The sequence below is a fragment of the Rhodanobacter sp. UC4437_H4 genome, from assembly GCF_052978425.1.
Window position 1 is genome coordinate 1,781,587 of the sequence record NZ_CM129673.1, and the last position, 15,933, is coordinate 1,797,519.

Here is a 15,933-nt window from a genome sequence, read left to right on the forward strand (position 1 = left end):
TCAGTGCTCTCCTTCGTGGGACGCGGCAGCGCGTTCCGCACGACGTTTTTCGATGGTGCGACGCAGTTGTTCCAGCGTCGACCGGGATGGGCTGTTCGAGGCGGCCGGCGCCATGGACGAGCGGGCGGGCCCGGGACCGGATTCGAAGTGCGGTCGCGCCGAGGCATCGGGCTGCGGGTGCAGCATCGAGGCGCCCGCCGCCGGCGGTCGGTCGCGATCCGGTGCGGCGTCGCCGCGAACCTGGTCGATCGGCGCGCCGGCCGGCAGTTTCAGTTCGGTGCGGCCGGCGGCCGAATCGAACACCGCCGAACGCTGTTGCACCTCGACCAGGGTCACGCTGCCGTCGGGCAGGCTCTCGCCCTGGCGCAGGCGGATCTCGTGGTTGCCGTTTTTGTCGTGCAGCAGCGCCATGCGCAGGCTGGGGGTGATGATGATGCCGGTCAGCTCCAGGTCGCCCAGGTTGCTGCCGCCCTCGCTGGCATGCGCCACCGGCTTGCGGTCGGGATTGAACAGCGGCTTGCTCCACACCACGCTGAACTGCTGCAGCGGCACGGCTTGCGGCAGGTCGGCGCTGCCGGCCGGCGGCAGCGGCGACAGCGTGCGCGGCGCCGTCCAGCGAATGGCGCGGCCGACCCCGCCGAGCAGCATCAGCAGCAGCACGCCCAACAGCACGGCCACGCCGGCCAGCACGGGAGTGAGTCGACGTTGCTGGGCGGCGTTCATGGCGCGGCTCCGGCATCGGCATCGGCGGGCATCGGCGCGCCGGCCGAGGGGCGCACGTAACCGGAGAGCGTGAACTGCACTTCCAGCGGCGCGCCCTGCTCGCGCTGTGCGGCGACCGGGTTGCGATAGATGCTGAGGTCGTCGACGAACAGGTACGGCCGGCCCTGCTCCAGCGCCTGCAGCACCGCCGCCAGCGGTTCGATGTCGCAACTCAGGCTGATGCTGACGGCGGCCTTGCGATACGGCTCGCCGGCCGACGTCGGCGGCGTCGGCAACGGCATCTTCTGGCTCACCACGCAGCGCCCGCGCCCGGTGTTGCGGCCGACCACGTCAACCACCTGCTGCATCAGGTCGGCGGCGGCATTGTTCGGATCGCTGGCGGCAAGGAACGCGTCGCTGGCGGCCTGGCCCGCGCCCATCTCGTCCAGCCGGCGCTGCAGCGCCGGCTTCTCCGCGATCGCGGCGGCGTAGCGGCTGTGCGTGTCGCGCAGGTGCGCCATCTCCTCGTGGATCTGCCGCAGCGGCGCGACGAACCACCAGTGCAGCAGCACCAGGTAAGCCAGCGCGACCGCCAGCAGCAGCAGCGCCACCGCAACGATGCGGCGTTCGCGCGGCGCGAGGGTCGGGCGCGTCATGGCGTGTCCCCGCCGTCGGCGGTCGGCGCGGGCCTGGCCGCCGCGGCCTGCCTGATGCGCGCGGTGAGGTAGAAGCGCTCCTTGCCGGTGGCGGCGTCGGGCTGGATGCTGCCCTGGAAGCCGGCATCGGTGATCACGCTGGAATCCTTCAAGGCGTCGAGCAGCTTGGCCGCCTGCTGACTCTGCCCCTGCATGCCGATCTGGCCGGTGGCATCGACACTCAGGCGCTCCAGCCAGGTGCCATCGGGCAGGCGCGCGGTGGCATCGCGCAGCAGCTCCAGCATGCCGACGGTGTTCTTCTTGCGTTGGGCGAGGAAACCGGCGGCGCCGGCGTTGTCCTGCAGTTGCTGGCGCAGCGAGGCGACCTGCGCCGCCTCGCCGCGCATCGCGGCGACCTGGTCCTGCATGGTGGCCAGCGCGACCTCGCGGTTGTGCCGCCATTCGAGGCCGGCCAGCAGCAACAGCAACACCACGCCGGCAGCAAGGATCAGGTTGAGCCGTCGCCGCGGATGCGCGCGGCGCGGGCGCTGCTCCGGCGGCAACAGGTTCACGCCGAGGCGACCGTCGGCCGCGGCCACGTCCACCGCATCGACCGCGATGCCCTGCGTGCGCAGGCGCGCGAGCAGCGGATCGACGCCGGCGCGGGCCGCCGCGACCAGTTCCACCTGGCAGCGCCCGGCGGCCGTCGCGTTCAGTTCGCGCACGGCGTAATACACCTGCGCCACGCCGAACGGGGTCTGCCGATCCATCTCGAAACCGACCACCTGGTGCAGGTTGTCGCGCGCGGCCAGCGGCAACGACAGGCTGCGGCGCAGCACCTGGGCGGACGGCAGCAGCAGGGCGACGCGCAGATCCTCGCGATCGACCTGTGCCAGCGCCGCGCCGAAGCTGCGCCCGGGCAGATCCTCGACCGCCTCGTTCCACTGCGCCAGCACCTCGGCATGGCCACGCCGGCGCAGCGACCAGGTCTCGCCCTCGACCTGCAGCAGATACCAGTCTGCGCCGCTGCCGAACCAGCTGCGCCAGCGCGGCGGCAGCAGCGCGCGCAGTTCGCCGCCCCACCAGGCAAGAAAGCCCGGCAGCGGCGAGGCGCGCCACTGGCGGCGAACGCGCTCCCAACCCGGCTGCAGCGACGGCATCGCCGTACTCATTCGGACTTTCCCTCCTGCCAGCGCAACACGGCGTAAGGCTTCTCGCCAGCCTGCCCCGGCTGCATGCGGATCGTCGCGCGCAACACCGCGCTCGTCCCGTCGGCCAGGGTGGCGACGGACTCGATACTATGCGTGGTTCCGTTGTTGAGAGCCAGACTCGGATCGCTGGCGTTTTTCGCCCGGGTGGCGCGGATCGCGGCCAGTTGCTGCGGAGTCATCCCGGGAATCGCCTCCAGCGCCAGCGGCGGCGCGGTGTTCGGGTTGGGGCTGGGGCTGCCGGACCAGATCGTCAGCACCGGCGCCAGCTGGCGGTACAGCGCCGGGGTCATGCCCAGCACCAGTTGCAGCTCCTCCACGGTGACGAACGGGCCGTGGCGCGGGCCGTAGTCGCGACCGGCGGCGGCATAGGCGGCGCGCTGGCTGTCCACTTCACCGGCGAGGCTGGGCGGGCTGCGCCAGTCGACGATGTGGCGGACCAGTTCGCCGGCCTCGCGCGGCCGCAAGCCGGCGGCATGCAGCAGGCCCTGCAGCACCTCCGGCGTGGCGCTGTTGAGATCGACCTTGCCGTCCTCGTCGATCGCACGCACCACCACGCTGGCGTGGTCGTAGGTGAACGGGTAAGGCCGCCCGTCGCCGATCCAGCGCTGCTTGATGCGCGGGTCCTGCAGACCGTAGATCGCGCGCATCAGACCGGCCTCCGCGGCGTAGTGCGCCTGCGTGCCGGCGAACTGGTAGCGCGCCTGCAAGCCCTCGGTGCGTGCCAGCGCGGCGTAACCGCCGAGCAGGATCGCCAGCAAGGTGCACGCCCACAGCACCAGCAGCAGGGCGACCCCGCGCTGGCTGGACGCGTTTTCCAGACGGCCGCTCATGGCAGGGTACGTCGCAGTACGTGGATGCGCAACGGCCCGCCGGCGTCGAGCGGTTCGATGCGCAGCGGGATGTCCAGCCGCGGCCAGCTGGCGCGGCCCTGCGGCTGCAGCTCGATGCGCACCACTTGCGGCAGCGAGCGGTCGGCCGTCCACTCGCCTGCCCACGGCAAGGCGCTGCCGTCGGCATCGGTGCCCAGGTAGTGGAAGCCGCCTGCGCGAATGTGGTCGAACAGCACCTGCGGCTCACCCAGCGCCTGCGGCGGGCCGCCATCGGGCGGCAGCAGGGCCAGGCGCAGCTCCAGGCGCAGGCCGCCGGCGCCGTCGTCGACCAGTTGCAACTGCTGCAATTGCGGCCCGAGCTTGCCGAGGTAGCCCGGCAGCGGCGCGACATAACGCATCTCGTGCGCGTCGCCCTGGAAATAGACCGGCTCGCCACGATCGGTGCGGCTGATCGGCGCAGCCAGGCTTTGCGCCAGTTCGCGACGCAGGAACTGTTGTGCCGCGCGCAGCTGGTCCATCCGCTCGATCGCGGCGGTGCCCGAGCGCACGCTGCGACTGGCGCTGGCGATGCCCGAGTACACGCCCAGCAGCAGCAGCGCCAGCAGCACCAGCGCGGCGAGAATTTCCAGCAGGGTGAAGCCGGCGGCGCACTTCTTCATGGCTGCGCCTGCGCCGGCTCCGCCGCGGCCAGCCGCAGGGTGCGGAAATGGGCCACCTGCGGATGGACCGCCGGACCCCAGCTGACTTCCAGATCGAGCTGATAGAGCTGCAGCGGTGCCTGCGCCGGCGTCGAGCCCGGACGCCACGGCGCCACGTTCAACTGCCAGCGAAAGCGCTGGTCGAACCGCCCGGACGTGCTGCCCGGCCGCACCGGCTCGTTGGTGAACGCCGTGTCGAGCAGGCTGCGCGCCCACAACGCCGCCTCGCTGTGGTCGGCGGCATTCTCGCTCAGGCGGATCGAGCCGCCCGCCACCCGCATCAACACGGTGAACGCGATCGCCAGCAGGGCGATCGCGGCGATCACTTCGAGGAGGGTGAAGCCGTTGGCGCGCGGAGCGCGCCGGGAATGGGGAATAGGGAATAGGGAATGGGAAGAGCAACAGCCACGGCCCCGCGGCAACTTGCTTTGCCTATTCCCTATTCCCGATTCCCTGTTCCCCGCCCTCATGGCTGATCCACCACCCGCACCTCGCCAGTCAGCCACGACACGTTGACGTGCCATTCGCGCTGGCCGGCTTTCAAGGTGATGCGGCCGCCGGTGGAGCTGCCGTCGGGAAAGAAGCGGATGCGGCCGGTATGGTCGTCGGGGCGGTCTTCCTTTGCGCTGGTGATGCTGACCTTGAGGCCCTTGGGCAGGGCGACGTCGCGATGGCTGGCACCCTGGTAGCTGTTGGCGCGGGTATCGACGTCGAAGACCTGCTCGTCGGCATGCACGATCGCCTGCGCCCGCGTCGCGCGCAACGCCCCGGCCAGTTCGCTGCTGGCCGCGCGCACCCGCGCCCCGGCCAGCCCCCGCGTCACCGACACCGACACCGCCACCGCCGCCAACCCGATCAGCACGATGACCACGAGCATTTCGAGGAGGGTGAAGCCGGTGGCGCGCTGCGCGCGCCCACGGCAGGGAATAGGGAATGGGGAATAGGGAATGGGAAGAGCGCTCGAGCACGTCGCTCTTCCCATTCCCCATTCCCTATTCCCTATTCCCGGCTTCATTGCCAGTTCCCGGCATCCGCATTCAGCCCGTCGCCGCCGGGCTTGCCATCCTCGCCGTAGAAGACGAGGTCGTATTTGCCGTGCTGGCCGGGGTACTGGTAGCCGTAGTCGTGGCCGTAGGGGTCCTTCAGCTGCGACTCCTTGGCGTACGGGCCCTGCCAGTTGGGCGCGTTGCCGGGCTTTTTCACCAGGTCGACCAGCTGCTGCGGCGGCGTGCCGTTGTCGAGCATGTAGTTGTCGATGTCCTGCGACAGCGTGCTCAACTGGATCTTGCCGGTCTTGTACTTGCCCTTGTCGAAACTGGGGATGACCTTGGTGATCACCGCCACCGCCACGATGCCGATCAGCGCGATTACGGCGAGCATTTCGAGGAGGGTGAAGCCGCCGGCGCGCTGCGTGCGCCCGCGGCTTCGCCCGGGAATAGGGAATGGGGAATAGGGAATAGGGCGCGCTCGGGAGCCTGCCGCATTCCCGCCTCCCCGCTCCCGATCTCCAACTCTCCGTTCCATCGACACCAAAGACATCACCATCACGTTCTCTCCATCACTGAATCGAAAAACCCAACTGCTTCGTACTCCCCTATTCCCTATTCCCTATTCCCTATTCCCTATTCCCTATTCCCTATTCCCTATTCCCTATTCCCTATTCCCCATTCCCTATTCCCTATTCCCTATTCCCCATTCCCTATTCCCTATTCCCCATTCCCTATTCCCTGCTCTCAATCACTGAATACTGCTGGTCATGCTCAGCAGCGGCAGCAGGATGGCGGCCATGATGATGCCCACCAGCACGGTCATCACGATGGTCAGCGCGGGTACCAGCGCGGCGAGCAGGCGGTCGATCGAGCGGCGCGATTCCAGTTCGAAGGTGTCGGCCACTTTCAGCAGCATGCCGTCGAGCTGGCCGGCTTCCTCGCCCACCTGCACCATCTGCAGCGCGAGGCGCGGGAACAGTTTCGACTGGCCCAGCGCGAGGCTCAGGCCGGCACCGCCCTTGACCTGTTCGTGCGCCGCACCGAGCGCCGCGTCCAGCGCAACGTTGCCGGTGACCTGGCGCGCGATGGTCAGCGCGCCGAGCAGCGGCACGCCGTTGCGCAGCAAGGTGCCCAGGGTGCGGGCGATGCGCGCGGTCTCGACCTTGAGCAGCAGCGGGCCGATCACGCGCAGCCCCAGCAGGCGCGTGTGCCAGGCCAGCCGCACCGCCGGATCGCGCAGCCGCGCGCGCCACACCAGCCCGCCGCCGATCAGCAGTACCGCGATCAGCCACCACCAGTCCGCCAGCAGGTTGCCCAGCGCCAGCACGGCCGAGGTGATCCACGGGATCGGCACCTGCATGTCCTGGAAGATCGGCACGAACTGCGGCACCACGTAGGCCAGCAGCAGCACCAGCGAACCGAGCACGCCGACCATCAGGAACGCCGGATAGATCAGCGCGTTGGTGATGCTGCCGCGCAAGGCCTGCGCGCGCTCCAGGTAGTCGGCCAGCCGGCGCAGGGTTTCCTCCAGCGAACCGCCCGCCTCGCCGGCGCGCACCAGGCTGATGTACAGACGCGGGAATACGCCGTGCTCCTCGTCCAGCGCCGCGGACAGCGTGGTGCCGCCGCGCACGCGGTCGCGTACCCGCTCGATCAGCTTTTTCGCCGATTCGCCCTCGGGCAGGTCGAGCAGGATGGTCAGCGCGCGGTCCAGCGGCTGGCCCGCGCCGAGCAGGGTCGCCAGCTGATGGGTGAACAGCGCCAGCTGGTCGCCGGTGAACGGCCCGCGCTTGAACATGCCGGCCAAGCCACTGCCGGTCGCCGCGCCCTCCGCCGAGCGCGCCTCCAGCGGCGTGTGCCCCTGGTCCTGCAGCCGTGCGATCACCTCGTCGACGCTGCCCGCTTCCATCTGGCCCTGCAGCGTTTCGCCGGCGTCGTTGACGGCCTTGTAGCGGAACTGGCTCACTTGGCTGGCTCCGCCAGCCGGGAATGGGGAATAGGGAATAGGGAATGGGAAAAGCGGGTCGCCGCGAGTTTGCGGCCCCTGCTCTTCCTATTCCCTATTCCCGATTCCCGATTCTCAGCCCTCCTGCGTGACACGCATCACCTCCTCCAGCGTGGTGATGCCGGCGACGGCCTTGGCGATGCCGTCCTCGTACATGGTGCGCATGCCTTCGGCGCGGGCCTGTTTCTCGATCTCGCCCTCGCTGGCGCGCTGCATCACCAGGCGACGCAGCGGGTCGCTCATGGTGAGGAACTCCATGATCGCGCGGCGGCCGCGGTAGCCGCTGGGGTTGGTCGCGCTGGTGCCGGGTTTCCACAGGCGGATCGGGCGTTCGTCGGTGTATTTCTCCAGTTCGAACTGCGCGATCACCTCGGGCAAGGCCTCGTAGGCAATCGCAGTTTCCGGATCGAGCCGGCGCACCAGGCGCTGCGCCAGGATGCCGTTGATGGTGGAGCCGAGCAGGTAATCCTCCACGCCCATGTCGAGCAGTCGGGTGACGCCGCCGGCGGCCGAGTTGGTGTGCAGCGTGGACAGCACCAGGTGGCCGGTAAGCGCGGACTGGATCGCGATGCGGCAGGTTTCCAGGTCGCGCATTTCGCCGATCATGATCACGTCCGGGTCCTGGCGCATGATCGAGCGCAGGGCGCCGGAGAAATCCAGCCCGATCTGCGGCTTCACCTGGATCTGGTTGATGCCTTCGAGCTGGTATTCGACCGGGTCCTCGACGGTGATGATCTTCACGTCGTTGGTATTGATCTGGCTCAGCGCGGTGTACAGCGTGGTGGTCTTGCCGGAGCCCGTGGGGCCGGTGACCAGCAGGATGCCGTGCGGCTTGTTCAGCACCTCGACGAAGCGCTGCTTGAAGCTGTCGGTGAAACCCAGCGACTCGAAATCGAACACCACCGATTCGCGGTCCAGGATGCGCATCACCACCGACTCGCCGAAGCTGGTCGGCACGGTGGACACGCGCAGGTCCAGCTCCTTGCCCTGCACGCGCAGCTGGATGCGGCCATCCTGCGGCAGGCGGCGCTCGGCGATGTTGAGGCGCGCCATGATCTTCACGCGCGAGATCACCGCCGCGGTCGACGACGACGGCGGCGCCTCCACTTCATGCAATACGCCGTCGATGCGGTAACGCACCTTCAGCCGGTTCTCGAACGGCTCGATGTGCACGTCCGAGGCGCGCTGCTCCACCGCGCGCTGCAGGATCAGGTTGACCAGCCGGATCACCGGGGCCTCGGAGGCGAGGTCGCGCAGGTGCTCGACGTCGTCCTCCTCGGCGGCGCTGCCGTCGAGGTTCTCCACGATGGTGCCCATCGCCGAGCGGCCGGAGCCGTAATAGCGCTCGATCAGGCCGTCGATCTCCGAACGCAGCCCCACGCGCAGTGCGACAGGGCGTCCGGCGGCCAGCTCGACCGCGTGCAGCGGATACGGATCGGCCGGATCGGCCACCAGCAGGGCCAGCCCGTCGCTGCCTTCCTGCACGGGCACCACGTGCTGCTGCTTGAGAAAGCGCAACGAGAGTTCCAGCTCGGCCGGCGGCAATTCCGGCGCGTCGCGCGCGGCCAGCAGCGGCACCTGCAGCAGTTCGGCCCAGGCCTCGGCCAGGTCGCGTTCGGAAACCAGCCCCAACCGCGCCATCAGCGTGGTGAGCGTACCTTCGGTGGATTCCTCGTGCAGGCGCCGTGCGCGGCCCAGGTCGGAATCCTTCAGCCGGCCGCGCGCGACCAGCCAGGCGCAGACAGCGGCCTCGCGGTCATCGCCCACGCCTGCCCCGCCACCCGCCGGCTCGATGGCTGCCGACATCCGTCACCTCACGTTCAATGCATGCCCGATACGCGGCGCCCCCCGACACCGCGCGGAAAACGCCATTGGTATCACAACGGAGCCTGCGGGGCATTACCCACCGCGAAACGGGGACGACGGGCATCAGACCGCCCGCCGTCCCCACCGTGTCACCAGCCGAAGCCGACACCCACGCCGCCGGATGCCTCGTTGCCGCTCACCGCCGCGCCGAAGGTCAGGTTGGCGCGCGGCGACAGCTGCCGCGAATAACCGACCGACAACGCCGCTTCACCGCGGTAGCCGCCCACACCCACGCCCAGCCGGTTGGGCGTGTTGATGCCCTGCGTGCTGAACGCCATCTGCGCCATCGCCGTGCCCATCGCGCCGACCTGGTCCATGCGCTTGTCGACGCCGTGGAAGCGGTCGTTCATCTGGTCGCGCAAGCCGTTCACGTCGGCGGTGGAGGCGACGTTGGCGAACTTGGCGTCGGCATAGGCGTTGGCGCTGCGCAGGGTCTGCTGCGCGTTGGCGTCGGTGTAGCTCTTGGCCGTCACCAGCGCCTGCTCGACCTGGCCCACGTTGACCGCGTCGGTGGCCTGGCTGCCGGCCGCCACGTTGGTGACCTGGCGGTTGTTCGCGGCCGTGCCCACCGACACCGTGTTGGCGCGATCGGCCAGCGAACCCTGGCCCAGCGCGACGGCGCCGGAAGCGGTCACCGAGGCGCCTTCGCCCAGCGCCACCGCGTTGGTGGCGCTCGCCGCGACCGTGCTGTTGGCGCCCACGGCGGTGCTGCCGTCGGCGTTCACCCTGGCATTGCCGCCGATCGCGGTGTCGTTCGCGCCGGCGGCCAGGCTGTCACCGCCGATCGCGGTGGCATGATCGCCACCGGCGGAGGCTGCCGAACCGATCGCCAGGCCCCTGGAGCCGGCCAGCACGTTGGCGTCGTCGCTGCCGTCGCCGACCGTATCGATCGCCACCGCGCCCAGCTCCATCGTGCTCTGCCGCAGATCGCCGATCTGCCCCTCGATGGTGGTGACGCGGCCGTCCAACGCGCCGATCGCCGCGGTGTTGGTGGTGATCGCGGCGGTATTGTCGCCCAGCGCGGCGCCGGTCAGGTCGAGTTGCGCCTGCAGCGCATTGAGCTGATCCAGATTCACCGCATCGGTGCCCTGGGTACCGGCGGCCACGTTGGTGATCTGGCGCTCGAAGCCGGCGCTGCCCACCGACACCGTGTCGGCGCGATCGGCCAGCGACTGCGCGCCCAGCGCCACCGCGTTGTCGGCGGTGGACTGCACCCACGCGCCCGAACCCAGCGCGGTGCCGTTGACCGCGTCGGCGCCGGCCAGCCAGCCGAACGCCGCGGCATAGTCGCCGGTGGCGTAACTGCCGGCGCCCAGCGCGGTCGCGCCGACGCCCGATGCCTCGGTGAAGAACTGCCCGCCGACGGCGCTGCCACCCACGGCCACGCTCTCGTCGCCGCTGGCCGCCGAGTTCTCGCCCACCGCCACGCTGCTGGCGCCACTGGCCGCTGCACCCGTGCCGCTGGCCAGGGAGTAGTCACCGATGGCCATCGAGTTGTAGCCCAGCGCCGTGCCCAGGAAGCCCGGCGCAACGCTGTAGCCGCCCAGCGCGACCGTGCCGGCATTCAGCGCGCCGCTGTCGTAGCCCAGCGCCAGCGATTGTTCGCCAATGGCGCCGCCGTAGCCGTTGCTGTCCTGCGTACCCATGCCGATCGAGAACACGCCTTCGGCATGGCTGTCTGCGCCCAGTGCCAACGCGCCTTGCGCCAGCGCGGTGGCGTTGTTGCCTACCGCGGTGGCCGCGTCGGCGCCGGTGTAGGCCGCGCCGCCGACCGAGGTTGCGCCGGCGCCCTGCGCCCAGGCACCGTTGCCGGTGGCGGTGGCGTTGTCGCCGACGCCGACGGTCTGGTAGCCCAGCGCGATCGCGCCGCGCCCTTCGGCAGCCGCCAGCGAACCGACGGCGATGGAACCCTCACCCTGGGCTTCGGTGGCGAGGAAGCCATTGGCCGGGTCCGGATCGCCGCCGCCAATCGCGATGCCGCCGCGGTCCGATGCCTGCGCGTTGGCGCCGAGCGCCACGCTGTTGTAGCCATCCGCGCCGGAGTTGGCGCCGCCGGCGAACGCGCCCTGCCCGGTGGCGTACGCCAGCGAGCCGACCGCGGTGCTGTCGACGCCGTCCGCGCCGCCGCCGGCGCCCAACGCGGTCGCGCCATAGGCACTCGCCTCGGTGCTGTAGACCGTGCCGTCGGTATCGACATAGTCGCCGCCCACCGCCGTGGCGGAACCATCGGTGGCGCTGGCGTGGGAGCCGAATGCGCTGGCGTTGTCGCCGCTGGCGACCGCATCCACGCCGCAGACGAAGGCGCCGTCGCCGGTGGGCGTGGCCGGCACCGTGGTGGTGACGCCGTCGACGGTGTAGGTGCAGCTCGCGGCTGCGGTCTGCGCGTGGATCGTCAGCGGCGCCAGCGCCAGTGCCAGCACGCCGGCGGCGACCAGGCGCAGGCGCGAACCGCCGCGACGGCCGCGCCGCGAGGCCAGCTCCGATACCACCACCACCGCGCCCAGCGCGGCATTCCAGATCTTGCTGTAGATCGTGTTCATGATTTTGAGATTCCTGTGCGGCGCCGCCCGCGCGACGATGCGCGTGGCGGTGCCTGGCGTGTGATGTGCAGCCACCGGGGCGTGCGGCTTGCGCCGGTCACGCCCGGTGGCGGATTCGGCCCGAACGGGCCGGTTCAGGGTGCGGCGCAGGCCACGTCCACTGCGTTGAAGGCAGCGGCCACGTCGGCCTCGGCATAGCCACGGTCGGTGGCGGCCTGTTCCACTCCGCAGGCGCCGCCGTCGAAGGTTTCGGCCGGGCTCCAGTACAGCGCATTGGCGTCGTGGAACACCTCGAACGCCTTGCGCGTGTTCCAGCCGCTGGTCTTGGCCAGCAGGCAGAACGCGCGGTTGTACACGCCGCTGCTGTAATGAACGTCGAGCGAGTCGTTGTAATCACGCGCGCTGTCGATGGACGCACCATCGTTGCTCGGCGTGCACATGTCGCGCAGCGCCGCCATGCCCAGCAGCGGCACCGTGGCCGGCTTGACCATGTCCGCGCCGACCATGAAGTCGTTGCTGCCGCGGTCGAAGTACTTCACCGCCTCGCCGGCCATGTCGGAGAACGCCTCGTTCATGCCGCCGGACTGGCCGGTGTATTCAAGCCCCGAATGCTGCTCGGTGAAGCCGTGGCTGATCTCGTGCCCGGTCACGTCCAGCACCACGAAGGGGAAGAAGTACTGGTCGCCGTCGCCGAACACCATCTCGCGGCCGTCCCAGAACGCGTTCTCGTAGTTGGTGCCGTAGTGCACCCACATCGACAGCTGCATCGCCGAGCCGTCGGTGTTCTTCAGCGGTGGCTCGCCGAACCAGGTCGAGTACATGTCGTGCACCACGCCGCCGAAATGATGCGCATCGTTGATCGGCGAATATGCGCCGTTGATCGCGTCGCCCTGGCTCACCCACAGCGCCGGATTGCTGCCGGCACAGCCGAACGACCACTGCGTGACGCGCTGGCCGCCGGCCAGGTTGTAGGTGGCCACGTCGGCGTCCTGCAGGTAGCACACGCTGCCGATGCGCACCGCATCGAGGCGCTCGCGACCCGGGCCGGAGTTGTCGTAGTTGTACGAGCCGGTCAGCGCGTTGCCGCCCGGGCCGGTGGCGGTGACCGCGACCGGCGTGCTGCCGCCGCCCGGCGGACGCCGGCCGTGGGCGAGCCCGTCCCACTGCTTGAGCACGGCGCCGGTGTCGGCGTCGACGATCGCGGTCGGCCGCGATGGCTGACCGTGGTTGTCCAGCACGTAGGACACGCGATAGGTCAACCGCGGCGCGCGACCGGCCTGCGGATAGACGAACAACTCGCTGTCGACATTGCGTGCCGCCAGGCCGGTATCGCCCATGTGCCGGCGCAGCGCGGCGGTAGCGGCGGCGGCCGTCAGCCGCGGCTGCGCCGAAGCGAGTTGCGCGCCGATGTCGCGCTCGGCCGAGCCCGCCACCGACAGCACCGCGCCGCGCGTGTCGCGTTCCACCACCACGCTGCGGCCGTAAACCGGCACGCCACGCCAGGTCTGTCGCTCGCGCGATTTCAGCGTGCCGTGCGCGGTGCGCAGCTGGCGATCCGCCTGGAACGAGGCGTCCGTCCCCAGGCCCAGTCGGTTCGCCAGCGTTGCAGGCGCGATCCGGCCCATCGCACCGGCGCGAATGTGCAGCGGCGTTGCGGCCATGCACGACGCGGCGGTGGCGCCACCCAAAGCCAGGACCAGGGCAGCGACGAGTTTCTTGTTGAGCATTTCCATCCCCCAAAACATTCAGACGATCTGCCGTGGCGGTGCGCAGGCGCCGCAGCACGGTCAGCTGGATTCCGCCGCCCTCCCCGGAGCGGCGAATCGGCGACCGTAGGAGAGTGGCGCACGGCCCGTCAATTGGAAAAATTCCGAGAACCTGTCCACACTGGTGTTTTTCGTCGCCCGCTTCACGCTTCCCGCAGGCCTTTCATGCAGCTCATCGACATCGGCGCCAATCTCGGCCACGAATCGTTCCGGCACGACTTCGACGCCATGCTGGCGCGTGCGCAGGAGCACGGCGTGAGCCGGATGATCGTGACCGGCGCCTCTGCCGACGGCAGCCGCCACGCGCTGGCCCTGGCACACGACCACGCCGGCCGCCTGTTCGCCACCGCCGGCGTGCATCCGCACCACGCGATCGACTTCGACGACGCCACCGAGGCGCTGCTGCGCGAGCTGGCGCGCGACCCGGCGGTGCGCGCGGTCGGCGAAACCGGACTGGACTACAACCGCAACTACTCGCCGCGCGAGGTCCAGCTGGCCGTGTTCGAGCGCCAACTGCGGGTCGCGGCGGATGTGCACAAGCCGCTGTTCCTGCATCAGCGCGATGCGCACGACGATTTCGTCGCGCTGCTGCGGCGCTGGCGCGACAAGGTGCCCGGCGCGGTGGTGCACTGCTTCACCGACACCGGCGAGGCGCTGCGCGACTACCTCGCACTGGATTGCCACATCGGGATCACCGGCTGGATCTGCGACGAACGCCGCGGCACCCACCTGCGCGAGCTGGTGCGCGAGATCCCCGCGCACCGCCTGATGATCGAGACCGACGCGCCCTACCTGCTGCCACGCACGGTGCGTCCGTCGCCGGTGCATCGGCGCAACGAGCCGATGTACCTGAGGCACATCTGCGAGGAGATCGCCCGCGATCGCGGCGAGAGTCCGGAAGTCACCGCCGCGAACAGCACGGCGACCGCCGAGGCGTTCTTCGGATTGCCGCCGCTGGCGTAGGGCGGCACTGCCCGCCGGATTCCGCGTCCCGAAGAGTGAAGAGCGGCGGGCAGCGCCCGCCCTACACCGTCAGCACGCGCGACTCGCCGGGGGCCAGGCCATCCAGCGTGTGGTCGCCGACGCGCACGCGGATCAGCCGCAAGGTCGGAAAGCCGACCGCGGCGGTCATGCGACGCACCTGACGGTTGCGGCCTTCGCGCAGGGTGAGGCTGAGCCAGCTGGTGGGGATCGCCTGGCGGAAGCGCACCGGCGGGTCGCGCGGCCACAGCCAGTCCGGTTCGGCGGCGAAGGCGGCCTCGGCCGGCAGGGTCGGGCCGTCGTTCAACCTCACGCCACGGCGCAGCGCGGCCAGCGCGGCTTCGTCGATGCAACCTTCGACCTGGGCCAGATAGGTCTTGGCCTGCTTGTGGCGCGGGTCGGTGAGCCGGTGTGCGAGTGCGCCGTCGTCGGTGAGCAGCAGCAGACCTTCACTGTCGCGATCCAGCCGTCCAGCCGCATAGACGTCCGTTTGCGCGACGTAATCGGCCAGCGTGGCGCGGCCTTCGCGGTCGGTGAACTGGCAGAGCACGCCGTACGGCTTGTTGAGCGCCAGCAGCATGACGGGTGCAGCGACCGCCCGGATTACCGGGCGGACGTGGCGGCGGCAGTGGCGGCACTCGTCGGCGCGGTCGGCTTGACGAAGCGCAGCGTCATGCGATCCGACTCGCCGATGGCCTGGTACTTCGCCCGATCCTGCTCGCCCAGGGTCAGCGTGGGCGGCAGCGTCCACACGCCCTTGGGATGGTCGTGCGTGTCCTGCGGATTGGCGTTGACCTCGCTGCTGCCGTCGAGCACGAAACCAGCCTCGACGGCCAGCTTCACCACGTAGTCGGTGGGCAGGTAGCCGCTGCCCTTCACCGATTCGAGGCTGGCACCCGGCGCGGCGCGATGGTCGGCCACGCCCAGCACGCCGCCGGGCCGCAGCACCGCGAAGAACGCCTTGAACATGGCCGGCGCGGTACCTGCCTGGACCCAGTTGTGAACATTGCGGAAGGTCAGCACCGTGTCCGCCGAGGCGGGCGGGCCGAACACCGGCGCGTGCGGATCGAACTCGATGATTTTCGCGTTGCCGTAGTGCGCCGGATCGGCGGCGAACAGGCGATGCAGCGCACTGTCGTCGCGGCGCGCCTCGGCGTCACGTCGCGGCGCCGTCACTGCGGCGATGTAGTGGCCGTTGTCGTTGAGCAGCGGCGCCAGGATCTCGCTGTACCAGCCACCGCCGGGGGTGATCTCGATCACCGTCTGGTCCGGCTGCACGCCGAAGAACTGCAAGGTCGCCTTGGGATGGCGATAGACGTCACGCGCACGGTTGGCCGGCGAACGCCAGCTGCCCGCCAGCACCTGGTCCAGTTGCGAGGCAGTGAAATCGCTGGCGCTGGTCGGCGGCACCAGCGCATCGGCCGGCTGGTCCGCTTCGGTGGAGGCGCCCGGCGCCACCTGTTGCGCACATGCCGGCAGCGCCAGCGCGGCGATCAGCAGCCAGGCGAAACGCGGCCGCGATCGTGCGCGGGACGAAGAGTTGGCAGGATTCGCTTGGTTCATCGTTGACTCCCTGGCCCGCAGGCCGTCCGGACGCGATGCAGTGGTGGTTCGAATGCGCCACGCGACTGCCCGCCTCCGGCCGAGGCCGTCGCGGGGCAGGTGGAGCACAAAGCGGTTGATGGCGGCCAATATGGCGGAAAGACCGTG

Annotated in this window: 15 protein-coding genes; 1 reads left to right on the forward strand and 14 read right to left on the reverse strand. The window is 70.0% G+C overall.

From position 1 onward, the window contains the following. From ACVCL3_RS08305 to ACVCL3_RS08360, 12 genes are all read right to left on the reverse strand, one after another. Positions 1-723 carry a hypothetical protein gene (locus ACVCL3_RS08305; protein WP_395116344.1) on the reverse strand — a complete coding sequence of 241 codons (723 nt, stop codon included), beginning with the start codon at positions 721-723 and terminating at the stop codon, positions 1-3. Next, positions 720-1,358 carry a type II secretion system protein GspM gene (gene gspM / locus ACVCL3_RS08310; RefSeq protein WP_447097243.1) on the reverse strand — a complete coding sequence of 213 codons (639 nt, stop codon included), beginning with the start codon at positions 1,356-1,358 and terminating at the stop codon, positions 720-722. The genes ACVCL3_RS08305 and gspM overlap by 4 nt, the downstream gene beginning before the upstream one ends. Continuing rightward, entirely contained in the window at positions 1,355-2,509 is a 1,155-nt protein-coding gene (locus ACVCL3_RS08315; protein ID WP_447100981.1) for a type II secretion system protein GspL, read from the reverse strand. Before ACVCL3_RS08315 ends, gspM begins: the two co-directional genes overlap by 4 nt. Then, the gene (locus tag ACVCL3_RS08320) at positions 2,506-3,378 is read right to left on the reverse strand and encodes a general secretion pathway protein GspK (protein ID WP_447097245.1); all 873 of its coding nucleotides are present in this window, start codon (positions 3,376-3,378) and stop codon (positions 2,506-2,508) included. Before ACVCL3_RS08320 ends, ACVCL3_RS08315 begins: the two co-directional genes overlap by 4 nt. Then, positions 3,375-4,037: a prepilin-type N-terminal cleavage/methylation domain-containing protein gene (locus ACVCL3_RS08325; RefSeq protein WP_447100982.1), complete on the reverse strand. Its 663-nt coding sequence runs from the start codon at positions 4,035-4,037 to the stop codon at positions 3,375-3,377. Before ACVCL3_RS08325 ends, ACVCL3_RS08320 begins: the two co-directional genes overlap by 4 nt. Beyond that, a complete protein-coding gene (locus tag ACVCL3_RS08330; protein WP_447099538.1) occupies positions 4,034-4,402 on the reverse strand; it encodes a type II secretion system protein in 369 nt (122 codons plus the stop codon). Before ACVCL3_RS08330 ends, ACVCL3_RS08325 begins: the two co-directional genes overlap by 4 nt. A 140-nt stretch (positions 4,403-4,542) precedes the next feature. Next, on the reverse strand, positions 4,543-4,953 hold the full coding sequence (locus ACVCL3_RS08335) for a GspH/FimT family pseudopilin (RefSeq protein WP_447099537.1): 411 nt from the start codon (positions 4,951-4,953) through the stop codon (positions 4,543-4,545). 134 nt (positions 4,954-5,087) lie between these two features. Further along, positions 5,088-5,456, reverse strand: a complete 369-nt coding sequence (locus tag ACVCL3_RS08340; RefSeq protein ID WP_246031223.1) for a type II secretion system protein GspG — start codon at positions 5,454-5,456, stop codon at positions 5,088-5,090. Between the two features lie 357 nt (positions 5,457-5,813). Further along, positions 5,814-7,031, reverse strand: a complete 1,218-nt coding sequence (gene gspF / locus ACVCL3_RS08345; protein WP_447100983.1) for a type II secretion system inner membrane protein GspF — start codon at positions 7,029-7,031, stop codon at positions 5,814-5,816. 114 nt (positions 7,032-7,145) lie between these two features. Next, complete coding sequence (gspE, locus tag ACVCL3_RS08350; RefSeq protein ID WP_447100984.1) at positions 7,146-8,876, reverse strand: type II secretion system ATPase GspE; 1,731 nt, start codon at positions 8,874-8,876, stop codon at positions 7,146-7,148. A 149-nt stretch (positions 8,877-9,025) separates the two neighbouring features. After that, entirely contained in the window at positions 9,026-11,476 is a 2,451-nt protein-coding gene (locus ACVCL3_RS08355) for an ESPR-type extended signal peptide-containing protein (protein WP_447100985.1), read from the reverse strand. Positions 11,477-11,610: 134 nt separating this feature from the next. After that, positions 11,611-13,203: a M4 family metallopeptidase gene (locus tag ACVCL3_RS08360; protein WP_447100986.1), complete on the reverse strand. Its 1,593-nt coding sequence runs from the start codon at positions 13,201-13,203 to the stop codon at positions 11,611-11,613. Positions 13,204-13,407: 204 nt separating this feature from the next. On the opposite strand from ACVCL3_RS08360, the gene ACVCL3_RS08365 reads away from it, so the two are divergent. Then, positions 13,408-14,205, forward strand: a complete 798-nt coding sequence (locus ACVCL3_RS08365) for a TatD family hydrolase (RefSeq protein WP_447100987.1) — start codon at positions 13,408-13,410, stop codon at positions 14,203-14,205. 61 nt (positions 14,206-14,266) lie between these two features. Here ACVCL3_RS08365 and ACVCL3_RS08370 read toward each other — a convergent pair whose 3' ends face one another. Together ACVCL3_RS08370 and ACVCL3_RS08375 are read right to left on the reverse strand one after the other, a co-directional pair. After that, on the reverse strand, positions 14,267-14,803 hold the full coding sequence (locus ACVCL3_RS08370) for a pseudouridine synthase (RefSeq protein ID WP_447097251.1): 537 nt from the start codon (positions 14,801-14,803) through the stop codon (positions 14,267-14,269). 23 nt (positions 14,804-14,826) lie between these two features. Continuing rightward, complete coding sequence (locus tag ACVCL3_RS08375; RefSeq protein ID WP_395116324.1) at positions 14,827-15,786, reverse strand: class I SAM-dependent methyltransferase; 960 nt, start codon at positions 15,784-15,786, stop codon at positions 14,827-14,829. Positions 15,787-15,933 lie beyond the last annotated feature (147 nt).

Coding starts and splice junctions, on each gene's coding strand:
- ACVCL3_RS08305 (WP_395116344.1), bottom strand. CDS start 723: ATGAACGCCGCCCAGCAACGTCGACTCACTCCCGTGCTGGCCGGCGTG.
- gspM (WP_447097243.1), bottom strand. CDS start 1,358: ATGACGCGCCCGACCCTCGCGCCGCGCGAACGCCGCATCGTTGCGGTG.
- ACVCL3_RS08315 (WP_447100981.1), bottom strand. CDS start 2,509: ATGAGTACGGCGATGCCGTCGCTGCAGCCGGGTTGGGAGCGCGTTCGC.
- ACVCL3_RS08320 (WP_447097245.1), bottom strand. CDS start 3,378: ATGAGCGGCCGTCTGGAAAACGCGTCCAGCCAGCGCGGGGTCGCCCTG.
- ACVCL3_RS08325 (WP_447100982.1), bottom strand. CDS start 4,037: ATGAAGAAGTGCGCCGCCGGCTTCACCCTGCTGGAAATTCTCGCCGCG.
- ACVCL3_RS08335 (WP_447099537.1), bottom strand. CDS start 4,953: ATGCTCGTGGTCATCGTGCTGATCGGGTTGGCGGCGGTGGCGGTGTCG.
- ACVCL3_RS08340 (WP_246031223.1), bottom strand. CDS start 5,456: ATGCTCGCCGTAATCGCGCTGATCGGCATCGTGGCGGTGGCGGTGATC.
- gspE (WP_447100984.1), bottom strand. CDS start 8,876: ATGTCGGCAGCCATCGAGCCGGCGGGTGGCGGGGCAGGCGTGGGCGAT.
- ACVCL3_RS08355 (WP_447100985.1), bottom strand. CDS start 11,476: ATGAACACGATCTACAGCAAGATCTGGAATGCCGCGCTGGGCGCGGTG.
- ACVCL3_RS08360 (WP_447100986.1), bottom strand. CDS start 13,203: ATGCTCAACAAGAAACTCGTCGCTGCCCTGGTCCTGGCTTTGGGTGGC.
- ACVCL3_RS08365 (WP_447100987.1), top strand. CDS start 13,408: ATGCAGCTCATCGACATCGGCGCCAATCTCGGCCACGAATCGTTCCGG.
- ACVCL3_RS08370 (WP_447097251.1), bottom strand. CDS start 14,803: ATGCTGCTGGCGCTCAACAAGCCGTACGGCGTGCTCTGCCAGTTCACC.
- ACVCL3_RS08375 (WP_395116324.1), bottom strand. CDS start 15,786: ATGAACCAAGCGAATCCTGCCAACTCTTCGTCCCGCGCACGATCGCGG.